Annotated in this window: 21 protein-coding genes; 7 read left to right on the top strand and 14 right to left on the bottom strand. The window is 70.2% G+C overall.

Annotated elements, in window-relative coordinates; all coding sequences use genetic code 11:
* Positions 1 to 3: 3 nt before the first annotated feature.
* Complete coding sequence (locus QSJ33_RS01525) at positions 4 to 1,689, bottom strand: aspartate:alanine exchanger family transporter (protein ID WP_285722365.1); 1,686 nt, start codon at positions 1,687 to 1,689, stop codon at positions 4 to 6.
* 34 nt (positions 1,690 to 1,723) lie between these two features.
* A complete protein-coding gene (locus QSJ33_RS01520) occupies positions 1,724 to 2,758 on the bottom strand; it encodes a cysteine desulfurase family protein (protein ID WP_285722363.1) in 1,035 nt (344 codons plus the stop codon).
* Between the two features lie 23 nt (positions 2,759 to 2,781).
* On the opposite strand from QSJ33_RS01520, the gene QSJ33_RS01515 reads away from it, so the two are divergent.
* Positions 2,782 to 3,693: a 5'-nucleotidase gene (locus QSJ33_RS01515; protein WP_285722362.1), complete on the top strand. Its 912-nt coding sequence runs from the start codon at positions 2,782 to 2,784 to the stop codon at positions 3,691 to 3,693.
* Here QSJ33_RS01515 and QSJ33_RS01510 read toward each other — a convergent pair.
* The 8 genes from QSJ33_RS01510 to QSJ33_RS01475 form a co-directional block, all read right to left on the bottom strand.
* A complete protein-coding gene (locus tag QSJ33_RS01510) occupies positions 3,690 to 4,778 on the bottom strand; it encodes a CofH family radical SAM protein (RefSeq protein ID WP_285722361.1) in 1,089 nt (362 codons plus the stop codon). The genes QSJ33_RS01515 and QSJ33_RS01510 overlap by 4 nt on opposite strands.
* 7 nt (positions 4,779 to 4,785) lie before the next feature.
* Entirely contained in the window at positions 4,786 to 4,950 is a 165-nt protein-coding gene (locus tag QSJ33_RS01505; protein WP_285722360.1) for a hypothetical protein, read from the bottom strand.
* A gap of 92 nt (positions 4,951 to 5,042) precedes the next feature.
* Positions 5,043 to 5,366, bottom strand: coding sequence for a ribosome hibernation-promoting factor, HPF/YfiA family (gene hpf / locus QSJ33_RS01500; protein WP_285722358.1), 324 nt, complete (start codon positions 5,364 to 5,366; stop codon positions 5,043 to 5,045).
* Between the two features lie 85 nt (positions 5,367 to 5,451).
* Positions 5,452 to 7,020: an RNA polymerase factor sigma-54 gene (gene rpoN, locus QSJ33_RS01495; RefSeq protein WP_285722357.1), complete on the bottom strand. Its 1,569-nt coding sequence runs from the start codon at positions 7,018 to 7,020 to the stop codon at positions 5,452 to 5,454.
* Positions 7,020 to 7,757, bottom strand: coding sequence for an LPS export ABC transporter ATP-binding protein (gene lptB, locus QSJ33_RS01490; protein WP_285722355.1), 738 nt, complete (start codon positions 7,755 to 7,757; stop codon positions 7,020 to 7,022). Before lptB ends, rpoN begins: the two co-directional genes overlap by 1 nt.
* 13 nt (positions 7,758 to 7,770) lie before the next feature.
* A complete protein-coding gene (locus QSJ33_RS01485) occupies positions 7,771 to 9,507 on the bottom strand; it encodes a hypothetical protein (protein WP_285722354.1) in 1,737 nt (578 codons plus the stop codon).
* A complete protein-coding gene (locus QSJ33_RS01480; RefSeq protein WP_285722352.1) occupies positions 9,504 to 11,174 on the bottom strand; it encodes a single-stranded-DNA-specific exonuclease RecJ in 1,671 nt (556 codons plus the stop codon). The genes QSJ33_RS01485 and QSJ33_RS01480 overlap by 4 nt, the downstream gene beginning before the upstream one ends.
* On the bottom strand, positions 11,174 to 12,133 hold the full coding sequence (locus QSJ33_RS01475; RefSeq protein ID WP_285722350.1) for an acetyl-CoA carboxylase carboxyltransferase subunit alpha: 960 nt from the start codon (positions 12,131 to 12,133) through the stop codon (positions 11,174 to 11,176). Before QSJ33_RS01475 ends, QSJ33_RS01480 begins: the two co-directional genes overlap by 1 nt.
* 123 nt (positions 12,134 to 12,256) lie before the next feature.
* Between QSJ33_RS01475 and QSJ33_RS01470 the strand changes: the two genes are divergently transcribed.
* The 5 genes from QSJ33_RS01470 (at position 12,257) to QSJ33_RS01450 (ending at position 18,755) form a co-directional block, all read left to right on the top strand.
* Complete coding sequence (locus tag QSJ33_RS01470; protein WP_285722349.1) at positions 12,257 to 12,787, top strand: hypothetical protein; 531 nt, start codon at positions 12,257 to 12,259, stop codon at positions 12,785 to 12,787.
* A gap of 34 nt (positions 12,788 to 12,821) precedes the next feature.
* A complete protein-coding gene (gene coaE / locus QSJ33_RS01465; RefSeq protein WP_285722348.1) occupies positions 12,822 to 14,906 on the top strand; it encodes a dephospho-CoA kinase in 2,085 nt (694 codons plus the stop codon).
* Between the two features lie 106 nt (positions 14,907 to 15,012).
* Positions 15,013 to 16,401, top strand: a complete 1,389-nt coding sequence (locus QSJ33_RS01460) for a TldD/PmbA family protein (RefSeq protein WP_285722346.1) — start codon at positions 15,013 to 15,015, stop codon at positions 16,399 to 16,401.
* Complete coding sequence (locus tag QSJ33_RS01455) at positions 16,401 to 17,003, top strand: SAM-dependent methyltransferase (RefSeq protein ID WP_285722344.1); 603 nt, start codon at positions 16,401 to 16,403, stop codon at positions 17,001 to 17,003. The genes QSJ33_RS01460 and QSJ33_RS01455 overlap by 1 nt, the downstream gene beginning before the upstream one ends.
* 51 nt (positions 17,004 to 17,054) lie before the next feature.
* Positions 17,055 to 18,755 carry a phospho-sugar mutase gene (locus QSJ33_RS01450; RefSeq protein ID WP_285722342.1) on the top strand — a complete coding sequence of 567 codons (1,701 nt, stop codon included), beginning with the start codon at positions 17,055 to 17,057 and terminating at the stop codon, positions 18,753 to 18,755.
* Positions 18,756 to 18,816: 61 nt separating this feature from the next.
* On the opposite strand, the gene QSJ33_RS01445 is transcribed toward QSJ33_RS01450, so the two are convergent.
* From QSJ33_RS01445 to QSJ33_RS01430, 4 genes are all read right to left on the bottom strand, one after another.
* Positions 18,817 to 19,047, bottom strand: coding sequence for a cytochrome c3 family protein (locus tag QSJ33_RS01445; protein WP_285722340.1), 231 nt, complete (start codon positions 19,045 to 19,047; stop codon positions 18,817 to 18,819).
* Between the two features lie 255 nt (positions 19,048 to 19,302).
* Positions 19,303 to 21,489, bottom strand: coding sequence for a hypothetical protein (locus QSJ33_RS01440; RefSeq protein WP_285722339.1), 2,187 nt, complete (start codon positions 21,487 to 21,489; stop codon positions 19,303 to 19,305).
* 85 nt (positions 21,490 to 21,574) lie between these two features.
* Positions 21,575 to 23,473 (bottom strand): cytochrome c3 family protein, encoded by a 1,899-nt coding sequence (locus tag QSJ33_RS01435; protein WP_285722338.1) that lies wholly within the window; start codon positions 23,471 to 23,473, stop codon positions 21,575 to 21,577.
* 153 nt (positions 23,474 to 23,626) lie between these two features.
* The gene (locus QSJ33_RS01430) at positions 23,627 to 25,282 is read right to left on the bottom strand and encodes an acyl-CoA mutase large subunit family protein (protein ID WP_285722337.1); all 1,656 of its coding nucleotides are present in this window, start codon (positions 25,280 to 25,282) and stop codon (positions 23,627 to 23,629) included.
* 78 nt (positions 25,283 to 25,360) lie between these two features.
* Between QSJ33_RS01430 and QSJ33_RS01425 the strand changes: the two genes are divergently transcribed.
* Positions 25,361 to 26,971 (top strand): amidohydrolase, encoded by a 1,611-nt coding sequence (locus QSJ33_RS01425; protein ID WP_285722336.1) that lies wholly within the window; start codon positions 25,361 to 25,363, stop codon positions 26,969 to 26,971.
* Positions 26,972 to 26,990 lie beyond the last annotated feature (19 nt).

Here is a 26,990-nt window from a genome sequence, read left to right as displayed (position 1 = left end):
GGGTCAGGCCACGAGCCCCAGCAGCACCTGGGCCAGGACGATCTTGAGGATGGTCGCCAGCGGATAGACCGTGGCGAAACCCACGTTCGGAAGCTCATTGCCCGTCTGGTGGGTGGCATAGCCCAGCACCACGGGCTGGGTGTGCGTGCCGGCCACGATGCCGAACATCACGTTGAGCGGGATCCTGAACAGCTTGTGGCCCAGGAACATGGTCAGCCCGTCCGCCAGGAGGCAGATGAGGAGGGCCGATCCCAGGAACAGGGGCAATACGCCGGGGTTGGCGGAGACGATGGTGCGGAAGCCCTCGCCGGAGATGAGGCCGATGCCCGCGGCGAAGAGCACCAGGCCGAACTGCCGGATGGTGTGGTTGGCGCCGTAGGGGAAGTTCCACACCAGGGAGCCCACCCGATGGAAGCGGCCCAGGATCAGCGCGATGGCCAGGGGCCCGCCCGCGAAGCCCAGCTTGAACACCATCCCGCCGCCCAGGGGGATGGGCACCTCGCCCAGCACCAGTCCACCCGCCAGGCCCATGGCGAAGGTGAGGAAGCTCACGTCGCTGAGGGCGTGGTAGCTGTCCCCGAAGAAGGCCTCGATGGCCTCGATGTTGTCCCGCCGCGTGGTCACGCGCACGCGGTCGCCCAGTTCCAGCACGGTGTCGCCGTCGGGCACGAACCACAGGTCGCCACGCCGCACGCGGGTGATGATGGCCTGGTGCTTCGTGACGAGGTCCAGGCGGCCCAGCGGCACCCCCACCACCTCGGCCCGGGAGACGAAGATGCGCGTGGCATCCAGGGCGCTCTGGTCCCGGTCCAGCTCCACGTGGCTGCGCTCCCCCAGGAGCCGCGCGACCTGCTCCAGGTCCTCCGGGGCGCCCACCACGGTCACCAGGTCGTCCAATCGCAGGCGGAAGTCCGGACCCGGCAGCAGCAGTTCCGCCTTGCGCAACACCCGGCCGAAGACCACCCGGCAGCCATGGGTGGTGCAGATGTCGTGCTTGCGGAGGGATTCGGCCTCGGCGCGGCTGACCCGCACCGTCCAGGCTTCCAGGTGGTGGTGGCCCGTGCGGTACTCCTTCAGGCCATCGGCCTCCTCCTTCAGGCTGGTGCGGAAGAGCCGCGGGCTGATGAGCAGGATGAGCATGGGCACCAGCACGCCGATGGGGTAGGCGATGGCCGAGGCCACCGTGGGCTGCGCGACCTCCAGCGGGCCCATGCCCGGCATGGACTTCACGCGATCCACCACCCCCGCCAGGGCCGGCATGTTCGTGAAGCTGCCCGTGAGCAGGCCCGCGGCGTAGCGGGCGTTGAACCCCACGGCCCGCGCCAGCAGCGCCACGGCGGCGGTGGAGACCACCATCACGATGAACACCACGGCGTTCTTCTTGATGCCCTCCCGGCTGAAGGCGGCCCAGAAGCTGTGGGCGATGGAGAGCCCCATGGCGTAGACGAAGACCGCCAGGCCCAGCTCGTAGATCAGCTTCATCTCCCGGGAGATGTCCTTCTTGAGGGCCGGGTCCAGGTCCGGCCGGATGACCAGGGCCCCGAGGGCGATGCCCGCGAAGAGGATGCTGGCGATGCCGAAGGAGGCCCCGGCGACACGGAGCTTGCTGATGGGATAGCCCAGGGCCACCACCGCGAAGAGCAGCAGCAGGGGATTGTGGGCCAGGAACAGGAGGCTGTGCTGGAACATGCTCACTCCCCGGCCCCGGAACTCCGGGGCAGGTTCAGGTCAATCGCTTGAGGGCCGCCGCAAGGGCATCCACCTCGGCTGGGCGCGCATCCGGAAGGAACGACAACCGCACCACCGACCGCGCTTCGTCCGAAGAATACCCAAGCGTCGTGATTGCGTGGCTCGGTTTCACCGCCCCGCTGTGGCAGGCGCTTCCCGTACTCACGGCGAAACCGGCCAGGTCCAGGGCCACCTGCAGCGCCTCCCCGTTCCGACCGCGAAGCAGCAGGGCACTGGTGTTCGGCAGGCGGGGCAGCCCCCTCCCGATGACCTCGATGTCCCGATTCCAGCCCAGGATCTCGGCCTCCAGGCTGTCCCGTAATGTGACCAAGGCCGCATGGAGCGATTGACGCTCCGTCAAATGTCGCACCGCCGCCGCCAGGCCCAGGATGGCCGGGAGGTCCTCGGTGCCGCCGCGTCGGCGCCGCTCCTGGGGCCCCTCCATCACCGCCTCCCAGGGCAGGCCGGGCCGCAGCCACAGCAGGGCGGCGCCGCGCGGGCCACCCATCTTGTGGCCGCTGAACACGGCCGCATCGCAGTCCGTCAGGTCCACGGGCACCTTGCCCCAGGCCTGGGCGCAGTCCTTCACCCGCACGGCCCCCGGTACCGCGGGCATGGCGTACAGGAGGCCCGTCTCGTTGTTCGCCGCCATCTGCACCACCGTGGCACAGCCTTCCGGCACCTCCGGCAGCCAGGTCACGCGGGTCCAGTCCCGCAAGGGGTTCAGGCAGGCGCTGTGCTCGCCGGGGAACACGGCCGCCGGACGATCCCCCAGGGCCGGCCGCAAACCGCGGACGAGCAGGTGCAGCGCCTCCGTGGCACTGGCGCAGAAGACCAGCTCGCCGGGCGCCACGCCCAGGGAAGTCCCGATCTCCCGGCGGGCCTCCTCCAGCCGGTGCCGGGCCCGCTGCCCCTCGCGGTGGGTGCTCGTGGGATTGGCCCAGTCCTCCACCATGGCCCGGCGCACCGCCTCCACCGCCTCCGGATGGGGGGGCGCGCTGGCGTTGGCGTCGAAGTAGAGGCGCGGCATGGCGATCAGGGTACCCTGGTCCCATGCCCAGGACCCTCGAAGGCAAACTCGTCGTCGCGATCTCAAGTCGGGCCCTGTTCGACTTCGAGGAGGAGAACCGGGTCTTCGAGGAGACGGACGATCGGGCCTACATGGAGCTTCAGCTCTCCCGCCTGGAGGTGCCCGCGAAGCCCGGCGTGGCCTACCCCCTGGTGAAGAAGCTCCAGGCCTTCAATACGCCGGGGAACGACCAGGTGGCGGTGGTGGTCCTCTCCCGCAATGATCCCGTGAGCGGCCTGCGGGTCTTCCGCAGCGCCCAGGCGGCCGATCTCCCCCTGGAACGCGGCGTCTTCACCCGGGGCCGGGATCCCTATCCGTACCTGACCTCCCTGGGTGCCAACCTCTTCCTGTCGGCCCGGGAGCAGGATGTGCGCGCGGCCCTGGCGGCGGGCTTCGCGGCGGCGCGGGTGTACCCGGACAGCGCCGTGGCCGCGGACCGGCATCCCGAGGAGATCCGCATCGCCTTCGACGGCGACGCCGTGCTCTTCAGCGACGAGGCGGAGCGCATCTACGAGCAGGGTGGCCTGGCGGCCTTCCAGGCCCATGAGATCGAGCGGGCGGGCGTGCCCCTGCCCCCCGGGCCCTTCAAGCCGCTCCTGGAGGCCCTGCAGCGCCTCCAGACGCTGGCCCCGGACGCCCCCATGCGCCTGCGCACCGCCCTCGTCACCGCCCGCAGCGCCCCGGCCCACGAGCGCGCCATCCGCACCCTCATGGCCTGGAACATCCAGGTGGACGAGGCCATGTTCCTGGGCGGCCTCGAGAAGGCGGACTTCCTCCGCGAGTTCGAGCCGGACTTCTTCTTCGACGACCAGACCGGCTACTGCGACACCGCCTCCCGGGTGGGCCCCACCGGGCACGTCGTCAGCGGCGTGAGGAACGAGGAACCGAAGGGCTAGACGGTCCCGTACACGTTGTCCCGCTGCCAGGGCTCGTAGCCGGCGGCGCGGATCATCCGGTTCATCTCGTCGTTGTTGACGCTGTAGCAGGTGCCGGCGGCGCTGACGACGTTCTCCTCGAGCATGAGGCTGCCCATGTCGTCGCAGCCATAGTGCAGGGCCACCTGGCCGGTCTTGCGGCCCATGGTGACCCAGCTGCTCTGGATGTGGGCGAAGTTGTCCAGGTAGATGCGGGCGACGGCGATGGTGCGGAGGTACTCCGCGTCCGTGGGCTTCGGGACCTTGCCCTCCCACACGGTATGGCCGCTCTGGAAGGGCCAGGCGGCGAAGGCGGTGTAGCCGCCGCTGTTGTTCCGGGCCAGGGCCCGGTCCTGCTGCTCCCGAAGGACGCGGAAGTGGTCGATGCGCTCGGCCAGGGTCTCGGTGATGCCGAACATCATGGTGCCGGTGGTCTTCACGCCCTCCTCGTGGGCGGCCTCCATGACCTCCAGCCACTTCTCGCGGCCGCCCTTCAGGGGCGCGATCTTCTTGCGGATGCGGTCCACCAGGATCTCCGCGCCGCCGCCGGGGATGGAGCCCAGGCCCGCGTCGCGCAGGTCGGCGATGGTCTTCCCGAGGCTCTGGCCGCTGAGCTTCGCCATCATCTGGATCTCCACGGGCGAGAAGCCGTGGACCCAGATGCCCAGGTCGTGGTGCAGGTAGCTGACCAGGTCCAGGTAGTAGTCCCAGGGCAGGTCCGGGTTCACGCCGCCCTGGAGCAGGAAGCCCGTGCCGCCGATGGCCTTCGTCTCTTCGGCCTTCTGCCTGAGCTGCTCCTTCGTCAGCACGTAGCCGCGGGTGTCGCCGGGCTTGTGGTAGAAGGCGCAGAAGGTGCAGTAGACGTTGCAGACGTCCGTGTAGTTGACGTTGCGGTCGATGACATAGCTGACGCGGGCGGGGTGGTTGTGCCGGTCCCGCACGGCCGTGGCGGCCACCGCCAGGTCCGGCAGATCCGCCTGCTCCAGGAGCTGGAGGGCCTCGTCCTCGCTCACGCGGCGGCCCTGGAGGACCCCCTCGATGATGGTGTCCGTGGTGGTCGTGGGCATGTCGGGCCTAGACCTCGTAGCCCATGACCTGGAGGCAGCGGCGGCAGACACAGTCCTGGCCTTCGACGCCATGCTGGAAGTGGTCGAGGGTGTACGGGTTGCGGCACTTCTCGCAGATCTGGGTGGCCTCGGTGGCGGTCTTGGGGGCGTAGAGGTGGGTGGGATCGGGCATGGCGGACTCCGGAGCCTCAAGGATAACGCGGATGGGGCCCTGGAATGGGAAAGGCGGCCCGCAGGCCGCCTTTCCCGGGGGACGGAAGGTCCCTATTCTTCCGCCGTCGCGGCCTTGGCGCTCTCATGGGGGCGGGTGTTCCGCTTGCCCTGCTGCTTGTGGGCCTGGGCCTCCAGCTTCTCCACGGCCTGGGTGATGCTGGAATACATGTCGTCCGTCGTCGCGGAGGCCACGAGGGCGCTGGCGCGGGTCTTGAGGGTGATCTCGGCCATGTGCCGGTGCTTCTCGACACCCAGGATCACGTGGACGTCGATGATGTCGTCCAGGTAACTGGCCATCTTTTCCAACCGCTCCTTCGTGTGGGTCTTGAGGGGCTCGGTGAGCTCCACGTGGCGGCCGGTGTAGTTGACCTTCATGGGACACTCCTCAAAGTGGGCCGGGCGGCCCGGAAAGGCGGGGGCGCTGGATCGGGGCTGGACCATGGGCCGGGCCCATGGCGGCTCATCGGCGCCGGCGCTGGGAAGCTGGAGGAATCCTCAACTCCTCGCGGTACTTGTTGACGGTGCGGCGCGCGACCTTGATGCCGTCCCGCTCCAGCAGGCCGGCGATGGCCTCGTCCGAGAGGGGCTTGGCCACGTCCTCGGCCTGAATATAGGCCTTGATGCGATGTTTGACCACCGTGGCGGAGACGTCCGAATCCTTCGGGCGGGCCGAGAAGAAGTAGTTCAGGTCGTAGAGGCCCTGGGGCGTGTGGATGGTCTTGGACTTCACCACCCGGCTGATGGTGCTCTCGTGGAAGCCGGTGGCCTCAGCCACGTCCCGCAGCACCATGGGCCGCAGGTGCTCGATGCCGTGCTCCAGGAACTCCTTCTGCAGCTCGGCGATCTGCGCGGCCACGCGCAACACCGTGCGGTTGCGGTCCTCCACCCCCCGGATGAAGTCCCGGGCGCTGCGGAACCGTTCGCGGATGAAGTCCTTGTCGGACTTGGCGTCCGTCGAGGCCAGGAAGCGCTGGTAGTCGCCGTTCACGCGCAGCCGGGGGAGGCCCTCGTCGTTGAGGTAGACCTTCCAGTTGCCGTCCTCGCCCTTGAGCACCACGACGTCGGGCTTGACCACCCGGTCGCCTTCGGGGTCGAAGGCCCGGCCCGGCGAGGGATTCAGGTGCTTGAGCTGGTCCATGGCGATGGCCAGCTCCTCCTCGCTGCAGCCGAGCACACGGCGCAGCTTGACGCTGTCGCGCTGGCCCAGCAGCTCGGAGTGGTCCTGGATGATGCGGACGGCGAGGTCGTCGGGCTCGGCGCCGGCATGCCGGAGCTGGAGCAGGAGGCTCTCCTGCACCGTGAAGCAGCCCACGCCGGAAGGATCGAACTCCTGCAGGACATCAAGGGCGTGGCGGAGGGCCTCTTCCGTGACGCCCATGTCCTCCGCCAGGGCCGCGGCCGTGGTCTCGAGCCCCGGCTGGTCGGGGTCCAGGCGCAGGAAGCCCTTTGGATCCAGGCGGTCGATGAGCCGCTCGACCAGGTGTGCGCGGGAATCGTCGTGCTCGAGCGTCTCGTAGAGCTGGCCGATGAGGTGGTCCTGAAGGGATTCGGTGGCGCTGAGGCGATCCTCCCAGGAGAGGCGGTCCTCCTCGGGCAGGGCGCTGGTGCGGGGCAGGTCGGTGTCCCAGCTGTTCTCGGCGCCGCAGTCGGTCTCCTGGACCTGGGCCACGCCCTCCTCGGTGAACTTCTCGAGGTCGCCTTCGGGATTCATCTCCCCCGCGGCGTCCAGGAGGGGCCCCAGGTCCATGGTGTCCACGCCCTCGGGCAGCTCCACGCCCTCGGCGGCCTGATCGGAGGGCGCCTCGGCCACGTCGGAGTCGCGTCCCTCCTCGATGGCCTCGAGGGTGGGCACCTCGTCGCCGTCTTCGGAGAGTTCCAGGAGGGGATTCTCCTCGAGCTCCCGCTCGATGGTCTGGCTCAGCTCCTGCAGGTTCATCTGCCACAGCTTGAGCTTCAGCTGCATCGCCGGCGTCAACGCCAGGGTCTGGCTCTGGGCCAATCGCTGGGAGAGGAACGGACCGGCAGCCATCAATCGAGCCTGAAACGATCGCCCAGGTAGACCCGGCGGATGTCCGGGTCCTCGGCGATCTCGCTGGGCAAACCGTGCTTCATGATCATTCCATCCGCCAAGATATAGGCGCGGTCGGCGATCTGCAAGGTCTCGCGGACATTGTGATCGGTGATGAGCACGCCGATGCCGCGCGCCTTCAGGTCATCGATGAGTCCCTGGATCTCCAGCACGGACTTGGGATCCACGCCGGCAAAGGGTTCGTCGAGGAGCATGATGCGGGGTTCGGTCACCAGGGCCCGCGCCAGCTCGCAACGCCTGCGTTCGCCGCCGGACAGGCTCATGCCCAGGGTGTCCCTGACCTTCTCCAGGTGGAAGTCCGCCAGCAGCCGCTCGCAGCGTTCCCGCTGCTCGGCCTTGGGAATGGGCTGCAGCTCCGCCAAGGCCATGAGGTTCTCCCACACGGTCAGGCCCCGGAAGACGCTGGATTCCTGCGCGAGGTAGCCGATGCCCAGGCGGGCCCGCCGGTGCATGGGGGCTTCGGTCACGTCGTTGCCCAGCCACCGGATGTGGCCTCGGTCCGGCGCCTCCACGCCCACCACCATGTAGAACGTGGTGGTCTTCCCGGCGCCATTGGGGCCCAGAAGGCCCACCACCTCGCCCATGCCCACGCAGAGGCTCACGTCCCGCACGACGGTGCGGTCGCCGTAGCGCTTCTGGAGGTTCGCGGCCTCGAGGCAGGGGGTCTGGGATTCCATCACGCCTTCATCCTTACCACGAAGGCCCCGCACCCTTGCCGCGGACCCGGCCCTGCCAGCGCACGATCCGGGGCCCCGGCTCCAGTTCCAGGGCCTCGCCCTGGCCCTCTCCCAGCCGCCCGCGGAGGGACACGGCTCCCTGGGCCTGGATGAGCTTGACGGACCGGTCGGGCCCCACCGTCACGGTGACGGCCTGGGCGGCCAGGTTCCAGCCCTGGCCCCGGCACTCCACCCCGCCGGAGAGGACCACCCGCTGGGCCTCGCTCTGGCCCCGCTCGGCCCGGAGGAAGAGATCCCCGTCGGGCGCCGCCAGGGTGCCGTTGAGGCCCTCCGGGAAGGCCACCACCTCGCCCTGCCGCAGGATGCGGGGGCCGCTGAGGCGCTCCCGCAGCCGGGACCAGGCCGCGGGCTGGCCGGTGAGGGTCCAGCGGGACTCCGCCCAGACGAGACGGCTGCCCCGGAGGCTGCCGCCGGAGGCCAGGTTCACCTGGACGGGCCCCTCGAAGGTCCAGGAGCGGGGATCGCCACTGCCCGCGCCGCTGCTGAAGGTGCCGTCCTCCCCGCGCCCCAGCACCGGTGCCTGCAGGTGCCAGCGGCGGGAGGCGCGCTGGACCTGCATCCTCGGCGAGGCGAGGCTGCGGGATCCCCAGAGGAGCACGGGCTGGCCCTCGGCCACGGCGTAGCCCACCGGGAGCGAGGCCGGCAGATCCGGGCCCGCCGCCTCCCGGATGAACACCCGGGGCGCCTTCAGGGTGAGCCGCTGGCCGTCCAGGGGCTGGTCCCAGACCACGTTCCCCTCCAGGCGAAGGCCCGCCGGGGTCCAGCGGACGCCTTCGGCCGCCAGGTTCTCCAGGCCGCCCGGCAGGGCCCGGTGGGCCCGGAAGTCCCGCAGTTCCACCTGCTGGAAGCTGGATCCCGGCGCAGGCCGGGGCGCCCGACCGCCCTGGGCCTCGCCCCGCCAGCCGTCCTGGCGCTCGAAGGCCAGGGGCGCTGGCCAGCTCACGGTGTCCGGAGCCAGATCGGCGGCCATGGCCTGGAGGGAACCTTCCGTGAGGCGGGCCCGGACCTGCTCCAGGTGGCCGGTCTGGAAGCCCGGCGTGGCCCACAGGCGTTCGGCCTCCATGCCCAGGAGGGTGGCCCGGGAGGGCCCCCCTTCCGGGGCGTGCCAGACCACCGGCCCCCGGTCCACCTGGAACCGGCCGGCCACGTCCCGCCGCCAGCCCGCGGGCAGCTCCCACTGGCCCTGGCTGGAACCCTGGAGCGACTCCCAGTGGAGGGGGGAGAGCCCCTCCCACAGGCCGCCGGTCCAGCGCAGGGCCGGTGCCGTGCCCTCCACCCGGCCCTTCCCAAGCACCTGGGAGGTGGCCGGGTCCAGCACCTGGAGATCCATGGGCGCCGACAGGGTCCACACGCCCTCCCGCCGGCTCGCCGTGGGGGAGGTCATGCGCCAGAGGCCCGCCTGCTCCTCCAGCCGCCCCGTGACGTCCTCCAGGCGGAGATCCTCCTCCGAGCCGGCGATGGTCTTGTAGTCCAGCACCATGCGGTTGGGCCCGAGCTGCTCCGTGAGGGTGCCCAGGGTGCCGCGGGAGCGCTCCGAGAAGAGGGCGTCGCCCGCCGCCGTCCGGCCGGGCAGTTCCCGGGGGCTCGTGAGCATGAAGCGGATGGTGAGGCCCAGGACCGAGGCGAGCAGGGCCGCGCCCGCCCCCCGCCAGAGGGGGTGCCGGGCGGGGGGCAGGGCCAGAGCCCTCACGCCCCGCCCTCCGCGGCCAGTTCCGCCTCCACCAGCCAGGAGCGGCCCCAGCGCTGGCTGGCCTGGGGCGTGGCCGCCAGGTGGAGCAGGGCCCCCGCCGCCGGCAGGGCGGGCCGTTCCGCTCCGGCGAACCAGGTGAGGGGGTCCGGGTGGCCGGAAAGGCGGAGCTTCCAGTGGTCCTCGCCGAAGACGTCCCGGGCCGCCAGGGGGCCGGAAAGGCGGCCCAGCGGCGGCGGGAAGCCCTGGCCGTAGGGTTCCAGGCGGGCCAGGTCGGCATCCCCGGGGAGCTCATCAGCCACCCCGTCCAGAAGCAGGGGCGGGAGCGCCCGCCCGGCGGCCTGGAGGCCCGCGCCCCGCTGCAGGGCCTGGCGGACGAAGGGCAGGCGTGCCGCCTCGAAACTGAGCCCCGCGGCGGCCTTGTGGCCGCCCCCGCCCAGGATGAAGGGCTGGGCCAGGGCCAGCAGCTCGCCCAGGTCGTAGCCTTCCGGCGCACGGAGGCTGCAGTGGGCCACGCCGTCCACCACCGTGCAGACCCCCGCGGGCCGGCCGCTGGCGCGCATCCGCTGGCCGGCCACGATTCCGATGACCCCCTTGTGGGCCGTGGGATCCATGGCCAGGTCGAAGGCCTCGGGCCCCGGCGGATCCAGGCGGGAAGCCAGTTCCTGCTGGATGCGCCGTCGCTCGCGGTTGAGGTCCTCCACCCGGTTCATCAGGCGCTCCGCCTCGGCGGCATCCCGGGTGAGCAGCAGGCGGACGGCATCCTCCGCGCCCCCCATGCGGCCCACGGCGTTGAGCCGGGGCCCCAGGGCGAAGGCGATGTCCTGGGCCGAGAGGGGAGCCTCCTTGCGGGCCGCCCGCAGCAGGGCGGCGAGGCCTGGGCCGTTCTTGTCGGAGAGGGAGGCCAGGCCCCGCCGCACCAGCAGGGCGTTCTCCCCGGAGAGGGGCATCATGTCCGCCACAGTGCCGATGGCCACCAGCTTCAGCAGGCCGTCGAGGAAGGCGGCGTCCCCGCCCCTGGGCACGGGCACGGCGCCCAGGAGGGCCTGGGCCAGCTTGAAGGCCACACCCACGCCCGCCAGGTGGCGGTTGGCGTAGTCCTCCAGGTGGGGATGGACCACGGCATAGGCCGCCGGCAGCTCCGCGCCCAGGGCGTGGTGGTCCGTGATCACCCAGTCCAGGCCCAGCTCCGTGCTGGCGGCCACCTCGGCCACACTCCGCACCCCGCAGTCCACGGAAATCAGCAGGCCCGGATCGCGTTGGGCCTTCAGCTCCTGGATGCAGTCCAGGTGGAGGCCGTAGCCGTCGGAGAAGCGGTTGGGAATGAAGAAACTGGCGTCGGCGCCCAGCTTCTCCAGCACCCGGGAGAGCAGGGCCGTGGCGGTGACACCGTCCACATCGTAGTCCCCGTAGACCACGATGCGCTCCCGGGCCTCGATGGCCCTGCGGATCCGCGCCACGGCGGCGTCCACACCCGGCAGCAGGTGCGGATCGGTGCTCCGCTCCCAGGCCGGGTCCAGGCGCCAGGCCAGGTCCCCGGGGTGGTCCACGCCCCGCAACCACGCCAGCCGGGCGATCCGCGGCTCCAGGTCCCACGCCGACACCAGGACCCGCCAGGGCGCGGCGCCCGCCGGGGCCTCCCGGCGGAGACGCCAGGCCTTGGGGCCCATCAGCCCACGCTGCCCATGCGGGCGAACTTCTGGTACCGCTCCTCCACGAGCTGTCCGGCATCCAGCTCCGCCAACTCGGAGAAGGCCTCCACCACGGCCTCCTTCAGGGCCGCCGCGGCGGCGTCGAAGTCGGAGTGGGCACCCCCCAGGGGCTCCTTGACGATGCCGTCGATGACGCCCAGGTCCAGCAGGTCCGGGGCCGTAAGCTTGAGGGCATCGGCGGCCTTCGGGGCCTGGGAGGCATCCTTCCAGAGGATCGAGGCGCAGCCTTCGGGCGAGATCACGGAGTAGATCGCGTTCTCCAGCATGAGCACGCGGTCCGCCACGCCCAGGGCCAGGGCGCCGCCGCTGCCGCCCTCGCCGATGACCACGGCCACCACGGGCACTTCGAGCTTGGCCATCTCCAGCAGGTTGCGGGCGATGGCCTCCGCCTGGCCGCGCTCCTCCGCATCCACGCCCGGGTAGGCGCCGGGCGTGTCGATGAGGCAGAGGATGGGCCGCTTGAACTTCTCGGCCAGTTTCATGAGGCGCAGGGCCTTCCGGTAGCCTTCGGGCTTGGGCATGCCGAAGTTGCGGAGGATCTTCTGCTTGGTGTCCCGTCCCTTCTGCTGGCCGATGATCATCACGGCATTGTCATCGATCCAGCCGAGGCCCCCGACGATCGCGGCGTCGTCGCCGAATCGCCGGTCGCCGTGCAATTCCTCGAAGCGCTCGCAGATGCGCTCCAGGTAGTCCAGGGTGTAGGGGCGCTTGGGATGGCGGGCGAGCTGGGCCCGCTGCCAGTTCGTGAGGTTCGAGAAGAGCTCGGCCTTCAGCTTGTCGAGCTTCTTCTCCAGCTTCTCCCGCTCCCGGGCCTGGGAGGGATCCATGGCCATGGCCTGGATCTGGGCCTCCAGCTCGAGGACCGGCTTCTCGAGCTGGGCAAGATCCATGGCCTGTTCGGGGGACGCGTCTTTCATGGGGCCTCGCGGGGATGAGGTGCGAGGTCCCAGTGTAGAGGGGCCGGGGAACCTTGAACAGGCCGCGCCCATCTTGCTGATGCCGGTCGATCTTGCATATTGGACACCGGACAGGAGGTTCCCATGCTGCCCTTCGCCTCCCTGCTGCTGCTCGCGCCCACCCAGGTGGCGGCGCCCCCCCAGGATCTTCCCGAGGTGGACGCCAAGACCCTGCCGGGCGTGCCCGGCCCCCTGGTGCCCCACTATCCCGATCCCAGCCGCGGACCCGGTTCCGATGGCATGGAGGCGGCCATCCGAACCCGCGCCCGCCGGGGCGTGAACATCCCGGCGGCGGCCCTCCCGCCGGGCTCCGTGCGCGTGAAGGACCGCATCGCCGACATCAGCGGGTGGCGCGCCTACCGCATCGAGGTCCCCGCGGGCGGCGGGTTCAAGGTCCGCCTCCACGGCAACCACCAGGCCTGGTTCGTGGTGAAGGTGCTCAACCGCTGGGGCACCCTCGAGGAGGGCATGCTCCAGAACCGCATCCCCACCGGCAATCCCGAGGCCTCCTACAGGAACCCCAAGGCCGAGCCGAACACCGTCTTCATCGTGGTGGACACCACCATGACCCCCGTGCAGGGCGAGGAATACACCCTAACCATCACGCGGAACTGAGCTCCGGTCAGAATCGGGGCGGAGGTTCCCCCGGATGCACCCCACGCCCTTCCCCCTCCTCGGCCTCAGCGGCGGCATCGCCGCCGGCAAGAGCTTCGTGGCCTCGGAACTGGCGAGACGGGGCTGGACCGTGATCGACGCGGATGCCCTGGCCCGGGAGGCAGTGGCCCCCGGCAGCGAGGGCCTGGCCGCGGTCGCGGACACCTTCGGGCCCGGGATCCTGGGCCCCGACGGCGGACTGGACCGGGCGCGGCTGGCGGCGGAGGTGTTCTCCGACGACCGGGCCCGCCATCGGCTCAACGCCCTCCTGCATCCGCGCATCGAGGCCCTGCTGGCGGCCCGGCTGGCGGCCCTCCCGCCGGCCACGCGCGGGGCCGTGCTGGACGCGGCCCTCTGGGTGGAGCGGGGCCGGGCCCACCACTTCGACGCCTTCTGGACCGTGGACGCCCCGGAAGACCTGCGGCTCGCGCGACTGGCGGCCCGGGACGGCCTGGACCCGGCGGCGGCCCGCGCGCGCCTCCGCGCCCAGGCCAGCGGCCCCGAGCGGGCCCTCCATGCGGACCGCGTGATCCTCAACGACGGCCGCGATCTGTCCGGAATCCTCGACGGGGCCGAAGCCGCCCTTCTGGCAGACTGGAAGATCCGCCGCGCGCGGACCTGGAGAACGCCCATGGCCGCACCCTTCTCCCCCGACCAGCTCCGTGAGGTCCTCGCCGCCCTGCTCGCCCGGGGCGGAGACTACGCCGAGGTGTTCGTGGAGCGGCGGAAGGCCCATGCCCTCAGCATGGACGACGGCCGCATGGAGGACGTGCTGGCCTCGGAGGCCTTCGGCGCCAGCCTGCGCCTGATGGAGGGGGAGACCACCCGCTTCGCCGATCTCATCGCCCCCGCCTTCGAGGAGCTGCTGGAGGCCGCCCGCACCCTCGCCGCGCCCGGCAAGGGCCTGCCGGCCGAGCTGCCGGGCCTCGTGACCGAGGCCTTCCCCACGCCGAGCCCCGTGGCCGTGGACCCTGACACCGTGCCCCTGGCCGACAAGGTGGCCCTCGTCCGCCGTGCGGAGGCCCTGGCCCGCGACCACGCCGCGAACCTCCGACCGGGCGCGCTCAAGCAGGTCTCCGTGGGCTACGGGGACAGCACCCAGCGCGTGTGGATCGCCTCCGCGGAGCCGGAGGGCAGCGGGTGGCTGGCCCGCGCCACCGAGGACCACCGCACGCAGGGCGTCCTCCGGCTGAACGTCACCGCGGGCGACGGCCAGCAGCTCCAGACCGGCTACCAGGCCCTGGGTGAGACCCGCGGCTTCGAGCTGTTCACGGACGAGGCCGTGGCCCGCACGGTGAAGGAGGCCGTGCGCCTGGCCGTCCAGGCCCTCGACGCCCAGCCCGCGCCTGCCGGCACCTTCCCTGTGGTGCTCAGCAGCACCGCGGGCGGCACGATGATCCACGAGGCCTGCGGGCACGGGCTGGAAGCCGATCTGGCCCTGGCCGGCATGTCGGCCTTCGCCGGCAAGCTGGGGGAGAAGGTGGCGGCGGAAGGCGTCACGATCATCGACGACGGCACCCTGCCCCACAAGCGCGGCAGCCAGGCCATCGACGACGAGGGGAACCCTGTCAGCCGCGTGGTCCTCATCGAGAACGGCATCCTCAAGGCTTATCTCCAGTCGCGGAAGACCGCGCGGAAGATGGCCACCGAGCCCACAGGCAACGGCCGGCGCGAGAGCTACCGGCACCTGCCCATCCCCCGCATGCGGAACACCTTCCTGGCCGCCGGGAGCGAGTCTCCCGAGGCCATCCTGAAGGACCTGGACCGGGGCCTGCTGGTCACCCACATGGGCGGCGGGCAGGTGGACACCGTCACGGGGAACTTCGTGTTCCAGGTGACCGAGGGCTACTGGGTGGAGCAGGGCGAACGGAAGTACCCTGTGAAGAACGCCACGCTCAGCGGCTGTGGCCCGGAGGTGCTGAAGCAGCTCACCCGCATCGGCAGCGACCTCCACCACTTCGACATCGGCACCTGCGGCAAGGACGGCCAGGGGGTGCCCGTGAGCGACGCCCTGCCCACCATCCTCTGCCCCGCCCTCGTCGTGGGCGGCACCGCGGAGCCTCTGCCGAGCGTGATTTGAAAGAACTGAAGCAACTCACCACGAAGACGGGAAGACCACGAACAAACCTGTCTCTCTCGTGGTCTTCCTGTCTTCGTGGTTCAAGCCTTTTCCTGAGATGCCTGACATGACCGATCCCTTCCGTTCCTTCGTCCCCGAAGCCCTCGAGGCCCGGCTCCAGGAGGGCCTCGCCCACGCCATGAAGCTGGGCGCGGAGGGGGCCGAGGCCTTCCTCTCGGTGTCCCGCTCCCGCAAGGCCAAGGTGCAGAACGGCGCCCTGGAGGACCTCACCGCCAGCAAGCGGGGGGGCCTCGGTGTGCGGGTCATCCGCGCCGGCGCCAAGGGCTTCCGGACAGGCCTCGCCACCACCAGCGACCTGGCGGCGGCGGATTTCCGGGAGCTCTTCACCCAGGCCTGGGAGCTGAGCGCCCTGGGCGACGAGGACCCCTGGCTGCGGCAGGCGGAGCCCTCCGGCACCGACGACCTGCCCTCCCGGTTCGATCCTGCCGGGGACGCCCTCACGCCCGAGCAGCGCATTGAGCGGGCCCTGGCGCTCGAAGCCGAGGCGCGGAAGGCCTCCCCCAAGGTCGCCGCCGTGCGCGAATCCTCCTGGAGCGACGGGGCCGGCGCCAGCCTGCTCCTCACCCAGAAGGGCGTGCGGGCGGCCGACCTCGGCTCCAGCTGCTCCGCCGCCATCGAGCTGGCTGTCGCCGAGGGCGATGAGCGCCAAGCTGCCTGGCACTGGGACGTGGCCCGCAGGCCCGCGCTCGACCTCGCCGCCATCGGTGCCGAAGCGGCCCTGAAGGGCGAGCGGAAGCTGAACCCGCAGCGCCTGCCTGCCGGCAGGTACCCCGTGGTGCTCCATCCCGAGGTCGCCGTGGACCTGCTGGGCATCGTGGCCGGCATGCTGGACGCCGAGTCGGTGCTCAAGCAGCGCAGCCTCTTCGCCGGCAAGGTGGGGGAGGCCATCGCCTCGCCCCTGCTCACCCTGGTGGACGACGGGCGGCTCGCCGAGGCCCCGGGCCGGCCCGCCCTGGGTACGGAGCCCTGGGACGCGGAGGGCCTGCCCACCCGCCGCAACGTGCTCATCGAGGGCGGCGTGCTGAGGACCTACCTGCATACCCTCAAGACGGCCGCGGAGATGGGCGTAGCCCCCACCGCCAACGCAGGGCGCGGCCTGGGCAGCCAGCCCGGCGCCACCACCTTCAACCTCTTCCCGCTGGCCGGGCAGACGGCCCCGGACGCCCTCTACCGGATGGCCGGGAACGGCGTGCTCATCACGGAGATCATGGGCCTGCACACCGTGGATCCCGTGAGCGGCGACCTCAGCGTGGGCGCCAGCGGGATCCGCATCCGCGATGGGGTGCTGGCCGAGCCCGTGGACAAGCTCACCTTCGCGGGCAACCTCCGGGACTTCCTCACCCGCATCGCCGCCCTGGGCAGCGACCTCCGCTGGTACGGCAGCAGCGCTGGCCTCAGCATCCTGCTGGAGGACATCGCCCTGGGAGGGGCCTGATGAGCGCGGGATTCTGGGACGAGCGCTACGCGGAACCCGAACTCACCTACGGCGCGGAGCCCAATGATTTCCTGAGGGAGATGGCGTCCCGCATCCCCGCCGGCCCCGTCCTGGGCCTGGGCGAGGGCCAGGGCCGCAATGCCGTGTTCCTCGCCGGCCTGGGGCATGCGGTCACCGCCGTGGACCAGTCCGCCGTGGGCCTGGCCCGGGCCGGGGAGCTGGCGACCTCGCGCGGCGTGACCCTCGCCCCGGTGGTGGCCGACCTCGCCGATTTCGACCCGGGCCCCGGCCCCTGGAGCGGCATCATCTCCATCTTCTGCCATGTGCCCTCGGCCCTCCGGCGGCGCCTCTATCCCCGCTGCGCCGAGGTCCTGGCACCGGGCGGAGTCCTCATCCTGGAGTCCTACACGCCGGACCAGCTCGCCCACGGCACGGGCGGGCCGAAGGAGCCCGACCTGCTCTGCACCCTGGCGGAGCTGCGGGGGCTGCTGCCGGGCCTCGACCTGGAAGTCGGCCGGGAGACCGTGCGCGAGATCCACGAGGGCCCCTACCACCATGGTCCCGGCGCCGTGGTCCAGGTGGTGGCGCGGAAGCCGGCCTAGCCCGCAGGGGTGCGGATCTGCGATCCTGGGGTCTTCTGCATCGGGATCCCCATGAGCCTCCAGTCCGCCCGCGAATACCTGTCCTCCCCCCACCTGGAGCCGGAGCTCCAGGCTGAGCTGGAGCCGCTCGTGACCGCCGCCGGATCGGGCGATGCCAGGGCCCTGGCCGAACTGGACGATCGCTTCTCCGAGCCGCTCGCCTTCGGCACCGGCGGCCTGCGGGGCTTCATGGCCGCCGGTCTGCGCCGCATGAACCGGCCCAACATCCGCCGGGTGTCCATGGCCCTGGCCACCGTCGCCTCCCGACGTGCACCCAGCCGGAAGATCGCCGTGGTGGGCTTCGACACCCGGCTGAACTCGGCCGCCTTCGGCCGGGCCTGCGCGGAGGTGCTGGCGGCCGCGGGCTACCAGGTCTTCCTCGGCGACCGCCCGCTGCCCACGCCCTTCCTCTGCTTCGCCATGAAGCGCCTCCAGGCGGGCTGCGGCGCCATCGTCACCGCCAGCCACAATCCCAAGGAATACAACGGCTTCAAGGCCTACAACGACCTTGGCGGCCAGGTGGTGGAGCCCTGGGATGTGGAGATCGAAGCCGAGATGGCGCGCCTGCCGCTGGTGCCCGCGCCGCCCAAGGTGCCCGAAGGCCGCATCCTCCCCATTCCCGCCGAGGTGGAAGCCGCCTACCTCGCCATGGGTCTCGGCCTGCTCCAGCATCCCCAGCCCTTCGAGGCCGCCCGCATCCTCTTCACGCCCTTCCACGGCACCGGCGGCGCCTTCGTGCCCACCCTCTTCGAGCAGGCCGGCCTCCCGCTGACCATGAGTCCCAGCCAGGGGGTCCAGGACGGCACCTTCCCCACCGCCCCCCGGCCCAACCCGGAGGAGCTGGCCGCCTACCGGGCGCCCCTGGAGGAAGCGGAGCGCATGGGGGCCGAGGTCATCCTGGCCAACGATCCCGATGCGGATCGCATCGGCGTCGTGGCGAAGCGCAACGGAGCCTGGGAACTCATGTCGGGCAACGACCTGGCCGCCCTCACCCTGGACTACCTCTGCACCCAGAAGGGACGGAAGGGCGTGGTGGTCAGCACGGTGGTGACCTCGGACTTCATGGCTGAGGTGGCCCGCCACCACGGCCTTCCGGTCATGTGGACCCTCACCGGCTTCAAGAACATCGCCGTCTGCATGGACCGGCTGGAGACCCTGGGCGAACCCTACGCCTTCGGGGCCGAGGAGAGCTACGGCATGCTGCTGCCGCCGAGCCTGCGCGACAAGGACGGCGTCACGGCCGCCCTGGTGGTGGGCGAGATGGCCGGCCACTTCAAGGCCAAGGGGCAGACGCTCTTCCAGGCCGTGGAAGCCCTCATGGCGCGGGTGGGCACCTTCCACAACCGCCTGGTGAACCTCGAAGATCCGCGCCCCGGCGGGGCGAAGCGCTTCGCCGAGGCCATGGAGCGCATCCGCACAGCCGGGCTCGACACGCTCGGCGGCGAAAAGGTCGTGGCCTGGGAGGATTTCCAGGCCGGCGAGTGGCACGGGGAAGGCCGCACGGAGCCCATCCTGGACCGCCCGGACCAGCGGGACCGGGCCCTCCCCATCCCGCGCAGCAATGTCCTGAAGTTCCGTTTGGAGAGCGGCGCCTTCGCCGCCTTCCGCCCCAGCGGCACCGAGCCGAAGCTGAAGGTCTACCTCCAGAGCCGCGCCGATGCCGGCCTCCTGGACCGGCTCGAGGCCGAGGCCAGGTCCCTGCTGGGCCTGTAGCCGCGTCCTGACCACGGAAAAGGGCGCCTTCCGGCGCCCTTTTCCGTGGTGGAGAAGCCGACTACTTCTTCTTGGTGACGGTCAGCTTGCCCTCGGCCCAGCCGTGGCAGTCCTTGCACTGGGCTTCCTTGTACTTCGCGATCATCTTGGTGGCTTCGGCGTTGAACTTCTTGTCCTTGGGCGCGCCCACGTGGCAGGCGGTGCACTTCGCACCCTTCACGGTGGTGGGCTTGGCCATGGCAGGGGCCACGGCGAGGGCCAGGACGGCGGAGATGAGGACGAGGCGGCGCATGGTGTCTCCTTGAGGGGGTTGGAGTGCCCCGACGGAATACGGGGCTCAGGGGAGGGACAGCAGGTTCCTTGCCAATGCCTGAAGGGAAGGCGGAAAAGGCGACCCGAAGGGGATCAGTGCCCATCATGACATCCGCGTGACGCTAAATCAATCCAGGACGTCACTTACGATTGAGTCTCAACTTTTACACGTGACTGTCATTCCCGGGAAAAAGAAGGCGCCGACCGGAGCCGGCGCCTTCCCTCCCCAGGGGGCTCAGTGCGCCAGGCGGGAGACCATGGCGTAGATGATGAGGAGGAGCAGGACGATCCCCAACCCGAAGAAGATGTAGCCGAAGGTGCGGGCAATGCCCTTCCAGGCGTCCCACTCGTCCTTGACGCGGAAGGCATCCAGGCGGCCCTCCTTCAGCAGCCGGTCATACCACCGCTTCCGCTCGTGGAGCATCTCGGACTTGGCGATGCGGCCCGAGAAGATCACGGTGTCCATGGGGAACTTCTCCAGCCGGAAATGGGTATTGAAGAAGTGGACGGTGAAGATGAAGCCGGCGGCCAGCAGCGCCTCATCGGAGTGGACGATGAGCGAGACATTGATCATCCAGCCCGGCATGAACCTGCTGAAGAACTCCGGGAACCACATGATCAGCCCCGAGAGGCCGATGGCGAACACGCCCCAGAACACGGCCAGGTAGTCGAACTTCTCCCAGTAGGTCCAGCGGTCGAACTGCGGCCGCTCGCCCTTGCCGAAGAACCACTTGTTGTGGGCCACCAGGTCGTCCAGATCCTGCTTGGAGGGGATCATCGAATCGGGATGGGCCATGGCCTTCCAGATGCGCGACAGGCGGATCCTCCCGGTTTCCGGATCGCGCAGGAAGCCGCGGTGACGCCAGAAGTTGGCCAGGGTGTCCGTGACGTGCAGGGTGAAGTACACGAAGGTGATGACCGCGCCGAAATGGTGAAGGGTGCGGGCCACGCCCGGTCCGCCCATGAAGGCGAAGAGCGTCCTGGCCCAGTGGGTGTAGTAGAACTTCAGCGGCATGCCCGTCAGCACCAGCAGCAGGAAGCTGGTGACCACCAGGATGTGGAGGAAGCGCTCGAAGGGCTGGAACCGGGTGAACTGCTCCTCGTCCTTCTCGATGTTGGCCTTGGCCTCGCGGAACTGCTTCGAGTCGTGGCGATACAGCCAGATGGAGCGGAACAGCCAAAGGAGCGTGTGCAGGCCGAAGAGGGTGAAGGTGAACACCAGGAGGGTGGTCATCACCAGGAAGACGTAGTGCAGGATCGGGTCATGCTTGCGATCCATGGGATCGGCATGGGGCTCGTACTTCGCGAAACTCGCCGAGGCATCGGCATGGCACTTCCGGCAGGTGTTGACGATGTTGGCCTTCGATAGGCGGGAGTTGGGGTCCGACACCGGGAGCACGTCGTGGTGGCCGTGGCAGTCGTAGCAGGCGGCCACATCGGTCGCGCTGTTCGCCCGGCCCAGGGCCATGGCCTTGCCGTGGTAGGTGTCCCGGTAGTGCTCGAGCCGGTCGGCGTGGCACTTCCCGCAGATCATGTCGCTGTTGGCCTTGAAGTGGCCGCTCACCGGTGTCTCGATCTGGTGGGCCGAGTGGCACTGGATGCACACGGGCCCGCGGGGATCCCCCTTGGCGAGGAGCTGGCCATGGATGCTCTTGTTGTAGATCGCTTCGACCGTGACGTGGCACTTGCCGCAGGTCTTGGCGACATTGGCGTGATTGATGGGCGAGCTGCGATCCACGCTTCGCTTGATGTCGTGCACGCCGTGGCAGTCGTTGCAGCTCGGCGCCACGATGAGCCCCTTCTTCAGGAGGGCCTGGCCGTGGATGCTCTCCTGGTACTGGTATTCCACGGCGGGGTACTTCATCTTGTATTCTTCAGTGATGTTCTTGTTGGCGTGGCAACGCCCGCAGGTGACGGGAAGGTTCATCTTGTAGACCGGCGAATCGGGCTGGCCCACCGGGACGATGTAGTGGTTCCCATGGCAGTCAACGCAGCTGGCGGCGGCGGATGCCCCCATGGCCTTGCTCATGCCGTGGATGCTGCCCTGGTAGACCTTGGATTCCTCCGCGTGGCAGTTCCCGCAGGCCACCTTGGCGGGGGGATGGCTGCCGTCCTGGTGGCTGTCATCGAGGCCCGCGTGGCAGTCCCTGCACTTGAGCGAAGCGTGCACGGCCTTGCCGAAGCGGTCGGCATCCACGAAGAGAGACACCTTGGCCCCGCCCGGACCCTCCTTGCTGAAGTCCTTGTCGCCGTGGCAATCGAGGCAGTTGTCCTGCGCGGGCTTTCCGGCGGCCGCCCGGACCGGCAGGGAGCCCGCGAAGCTCCAGGCCAACAGGGCGGCGGCGGCGATCCACCAGGCGCGGTGGCGGTGGCGTCCAGGAGGTTGCAGAAGGGAGCGGCCTGCAGGCGCGAGGGGAATCATGGCGAAGCCTCCGACACGGAAGGGAACGGGGGGTGGGGGAATCGATGGGGATGGGTGCAGGGCGGAGCCCCGCCCTGCCCTCGGATCAGTGGCCGGCGGGCGCGTCGGGAGGGGTGGCCTGGTCCGAGTCCTGGACCTCCGAGGCCTCGACGATCTTCCGGTAGTACTCGGGCCGGGTCTCCCGCAGGTGGTCGGCCGAGACCTTGCCGTTCAGCCAGGCCATGTCCATGGGGTAGACATCGGGATCGAAGATCACCAGGTACCAGTGCCACACGAGGATGGAGAGCGTCGCGAGGATCGCCTCGTACCAGTGAGCCGCGGTGGCGGCATCGATCACCCACTTGGGGAAGTGGCTCAGCGTCCAGTTCTCGGCCCAGAGCAGGAACCCGGTCACCGCCATGACGATGGTGCCCCACATGAAGGCCCAGTACTCCATCTTCTCGGGATAGCCGAACATGCCGAAGGTGGGCCGGTGCTTCGTGAGGCCCAGGTTGTACCGGAGCATGTTGAAGATGTCCTTGGCGTCCTGCCAGTTGGGGAGCAGCTCGGTGAGGATCACCCGGTCGCGCCGGACCATGGCCATGTGGACCAGGTGGTACACCGTCCCGAAGGTGATCAGGATGGCGGCGATGCGGTGGAGGTAGGCCCGCGCGATCGGGCTGAGGCCGCAGGCCTGGCACATCTTCACCCAGGCGGATTCGGGGAACTTCAGGGCGAATCCCGTGAACACCAGGGTGAGGAAGCTCACGATCACCATCCAGTGGGCGATGCGGAAGCGGATGTTCATCCGCATGACCTCCTCACCCGTGCCGTGGTGGAGCTTCCGGTGGCGGAGCTTCCGGAGGAAGTCGAGGCCGTTGTGCAGGAGCATGAAGCCGATGGTCAGCGGGATGAGGAGGAGGTAGGCCAGGCGGATCCACTTCACGACGGGATGCTCCGAAGCCCCTTCGTTGCGGAGGTGGATGTGGGCCGTGGCGAGCTTGTCGCCCACGCCGGCGTGGCACTGGCCGCAGGTCCTCCCCAGGTTCTTCGGGTTGATGGTGGAGCGTGGATCGCTGGAGGGCAGGATGTCGTGCACGCCGTGGCAGGAGGCGCAGTTGGCCACGGTCTGCTGCCCGCCCCGCAGGGCGAGGCCGTGGAAGCTGTCCTCGAAGGAGGTCACGTTGGAGGCGGGGAGATCGTAGCGCCGGGCCAGCCGCTCATCCGCGTGGCAGCGGCCGCAGGTCACCGTGGAGACCCGGGCGGGGTTCACCAGGGACCCGGCCTCCGAAGGCGCGAGGATGGTGTGCTCACCATGGCAGTCCGTGCAGGTGGGCGCGTCCGCGGCGCCCCGCGCCACCGCCACGCCATGCACGCTCTGCGCGTAGGCCGCCTTGACCTGGGCGTGGCAGGCCCCGCAGGTCTCCATCACATTGGCGTGGTTCACCTTCGCCCGGGGATCGGTCGCGGGCAGGATGTTGTGGCTCCCGTGACAGTCCGAGCAGGAGGCCGCGGCCAGGTTGCCCTTCGCCACCTCCCGGCCATGCAGGCTGAGACGGTAGGCCTCCACGGGCTTGGCGAAGGGGATCTTGTGCTTCGCCATGAAGTCCGGATTGGAATGGCAGGAGCCGCAGGTGTCCGGCAGGTTCCGCTTGGCGACCCGGGAGCCCGGGTCGCTGGCGGGCAGCATCTCGTGGGCCGGGCCGTGGCAGGAGGAGCAGGTGGCGGCATCCGCCATGCCGCTCTTCTTCGCCACGCCGTGGGCGCTGCCGGCGTACTCCTTGACCTCATCTGCGTGGCAGTCGCCGCACTTCACCGGCGCGGGTTTGCCCGCGTGGGGCAGCTTCGTGATGCCGTTGTGGCAACCCGTGCAGCCCATGCTCGCGTGGGGGGTCTTCTCGAATTTCGCCAGATCCACGTCATGGCAGCCGACACAGTCCTGCGGCTTCGGCGCCGCCGCCGACAGGAGCAGACAGGAGAAGAATCCAGCCAGCAGGAACCGCATAACACCCCCGCAAGTCATCAATCACCCTAGCGCGGATGTTCCATCCCACTGCTTGATCTAAATCACGAATGGCCGTGCCTATCAGCCATGTTCTTTCGTGTCTCTACATGGAAAAGAACGATTCCTGAGACTCATGATCTTGAGGAAAAGCCCTCATAATACGAGTTGTTCCTGGTACTCGCCGAAGACCCCGCGGAGGGCGTCGCAGACTTCGCCCACGGTGGCCTCCGCCTTCACGGCCGCCAGGATGCGGGGCATGAGGTTCTCTGTGCCCCGCGCGGCCGTTTCCAGCTCCGCCAGGCGCTGCTTCACGATGCCGTTGTCCCGGTTCGCTCGCACGGCTGCGACCTGCTGCCGGCGCGTGGCGCCCAGGGCCTCGTCCACGCGCAGGAGCTCCGGCTGGGCCTCGTTCTCCAGGGTGAATCGGTTGACGCCCACCACCACCTGCTCGCCCTTCTCCACGGCCTTCTGGTAGGCGTAGGCCGCGTTCTGGATCTCCCGCTGGGGGAAGCCCTTCTCGATGGCGCTGACCATGCCGCCCAGCTCGTCCACGCGCCCCAGCAGCGCCCGGGCGCGGGCCTCCAGTTCGTCCGTGAGGGACTCGATGAGGTAGCTGCCGGCGAAGGGATCCACCACGTCCGCCACACGGGATTCGTAGGCCAGGATCTGCTGGGTCCGCAGGGCGATGCGGGCGCTGGCCTCCGTGGGCAGGGCCAGGGCCTCGTCCCGGCTGTTGGTGTGCAGGCTCTGCGTGCCCCCGCAGACGGCGGCCATGGCCTGGACGGTGGTGCGGACGATGTTGTTGTCCGGCTGCTGGGCCGTGAGGGTGCTGCCGGCGGTCTGGGTGTGGAAGCGCAGCATCTGGCTCTTGGGATCGTCGGTCTTGAAGCGCTCCTTCATGATCCGGGCCCAGAGTCGGCGGGCGGCGCGGAACTTGGCCACCTCCTCGAAGAACTGGTTGTGGGCGTTGAAGAAGAAGCTGAGGCGCGGCGCGAAGGCCTCCAGCTTCAGGCCGGCATCGAGGGCGGCCTGCACGTAGGCGATGCCGTCGCCCAGGGTGAAGGCGATCTCCTGCGCCGCGGTGCAGCCGGCCTCGCGGATGTGGTAGCCGCTGATGGAGATGGTGTTCCAGTTGGGCACCTGGTCCGCGCAGAAGGCGAAGATGTCCGTGATGAGGCGCAGGCTCGGGCGGGGCGGGAAGATGTAGGTGCCCCGGGCCATGTACTCCTTGAGGATGTCGTTCTGGATGGTGCCGCCCACCTGCTGCCAGGAGACGCCCTGTTCCTCCGCCACGGCCAGGTAGAGGGCCAGCAGCACCGCAGCCGGCGCGTTGATGGTCATGCTGGTGGTGACCTTGTCGAGGGGGATGCCCCGGAAGAGCGTCCGCATGTCATGGATGGAGCTGATGGATACGCCCACCTTCCCCACCTCGCCGAAGGCCATGGGATGGTCGGGGTCCATGCCGATCTGCGTGGGCAGGTCGAAGGCCACGGAGAGGCCCGTGGTGCCCTGCTCCAGCAGGTAGCGGTAGCGCGCGTTGCTCTCCTCGGCGGTGGCGAAGCCCGCGTACTGGCGCATGGTCCAGAGCCGGCCCCGGTAGCCCGTGGCCTGCACGTGCCGCGTGAAGGGGTAGCGCCCGGGCGCGCCCAGGTCGCGCAGCACATCCAGGTCGGCCACGTCGGCCGGCGTGTAGCTGTTCTTCAACGGGATGCCGGAGGTGGTCTCGAAGACCCGCTGGCGCAGCTTGGCGGGATCCTCGCGGACCTCCAGCTGGGTACGGACCTGAGCGAGGAAATCCTTCTGGTACATGAGCCCTCCGAGAAGTCCACCTTACCGTCCGGCCGCGGCGCCGCGCTACACTTGGCCCCTCCTCCCCGAGGGCCCGCCATGCCGATGACGCCTCCGCCGCCCGCCGAATACCAGCTCCTCTCCGGCGCCGACCTCTGGACGGACCAGGGGCCGCGGCGCGGCCAGGCCGTGGTGACCCGCGGCGGAAGGATCGTGGCCGTGGGGCCCGAGGCCCGACTGGCCAAAGCCCACCCCAGGGCACGGCGCGTGGCCCTTCCGGGCGGCACCCTTCTGCCGGGGCTCATCGAGGGCCATGCCCACGTCGCCGGCCTCGGCGCCCTGGCGCAGGAGGTGGATCTCACCGGCGCCCAGGACCTGCCCACGGCCCTGGCCCGGGTCCGGGCCTGGTCCTCGTCCCACCCCGGCGGATGGCTCATCGGCCGGGGCTGGGACCAGAACCTCTGGCCCACCCGCGCCTTCCCGAAGGCCCTGGACCTGGACGCCCTCACCGGCACCCGGCCCGTCCTGCTCACGCGGGTGGACGGGCACGCCGCCTGGGTGAACTCCGCGGCCCTGGCCCTGGCGGGGATCGACGACCGCACGCCCGATCCCGAAGGCGGCCGCATCCTGAAGGACGCCTACGGCCGGCCCAGCGGCATCCTGCTGGATGGGGCCATGGCCCTGGTGGAGAAGCTCGTCCCCCAGCCCACCCCTGCGGAGCTGGATGCCCAGCTCCTCGCGGGCCTCCGCGCACTCGAGCAGGACGGCTTCACCGCCGTGGCGGACATGGGCATCGGGGCCCCCGTGCTCGCGTCCTACCGGCGGCTGGCCGCGGCGCACGCCCTGCCCATCCGGGTCTTCGCCTACCTCAGCCACGACCACGAGCTGATGATCCGGGAGCTGAAACAGCAGCGCGCGAAGGGCCTCTCGTTCTTCCAGGTCCAGGGCGTGAAGTTCTACATGGACGGCGCCCTGGGAAGCCGTGGCGCGCGCCTCCTGGCACCCTACGCGGACGACCCCTCCACCCAGGGCCTCTGGGTGACGGATCCCGCCAAGGTCCAGGCGGACGCCGCCATCACCCTGCGGGCCGGCTACCAGCCCGCCATCCATGCCATCGGCGATGCCGCCAACCGCGCCGCCCTCGACCTCCTGGCCGCCGCCGAGCGGAAAGCCGGCCGGCCCCGCACGCTCCCGCCCCGCATCGAGCACGCGCAGATCGTCACCCCCGAGGATGCGGCCCGCTTCGGCAAGCTGGGCATCGTGGCCAGCGTCCAGCCGATCCACTGCACGGCGGACCATGCCTGGACGCCCGCCCGGCTGGGGCCGGACCGGGTGAAGGAGGCCTTCCCCTGGCGCAACCTGGTGAACGGTGGGGCCCTGCTGGCCTTCGGCAGCGACGCGCCCGTGGAGGACGCCAACCCGTTCCTGGGACTGGCCGCCGCGGAGACCCGCCAGGATCCCGCGGGCGATCCGCCCGGAGGCTTCCTGCCGGACCAGCGCCTCACCCGCGCCGAGGCCCTCCGCGCCTACACCGCCGGCAACGCCAGGGCCCTGGGCCATGCGAAGGATCTCGGCATCCTGCAGAAGGGGGCCGTGGCCGACCTGCTGTGGGTCCAGGCGCCCATGTCGACCCTCAGCCCCGAGGCCCTTCGGAAGCTGAAGCCCGGGCGGCTGTGGGTGAACGGGGTGGAGGTCGAGTTGGGCCGCTGAAAAGGATCTCCCCGAAGGG

The organism is Geothrix rubra, assembly GCF_030268065.1.
GTDB lineage: Bacteria > Acidobacteriota > Holophagae > Holophagales > Holophagaceae > Geothrix > Geothrix rubra.
This window is presented reverse-complemented; position numbering and strand designations above follow the sequence as displayed.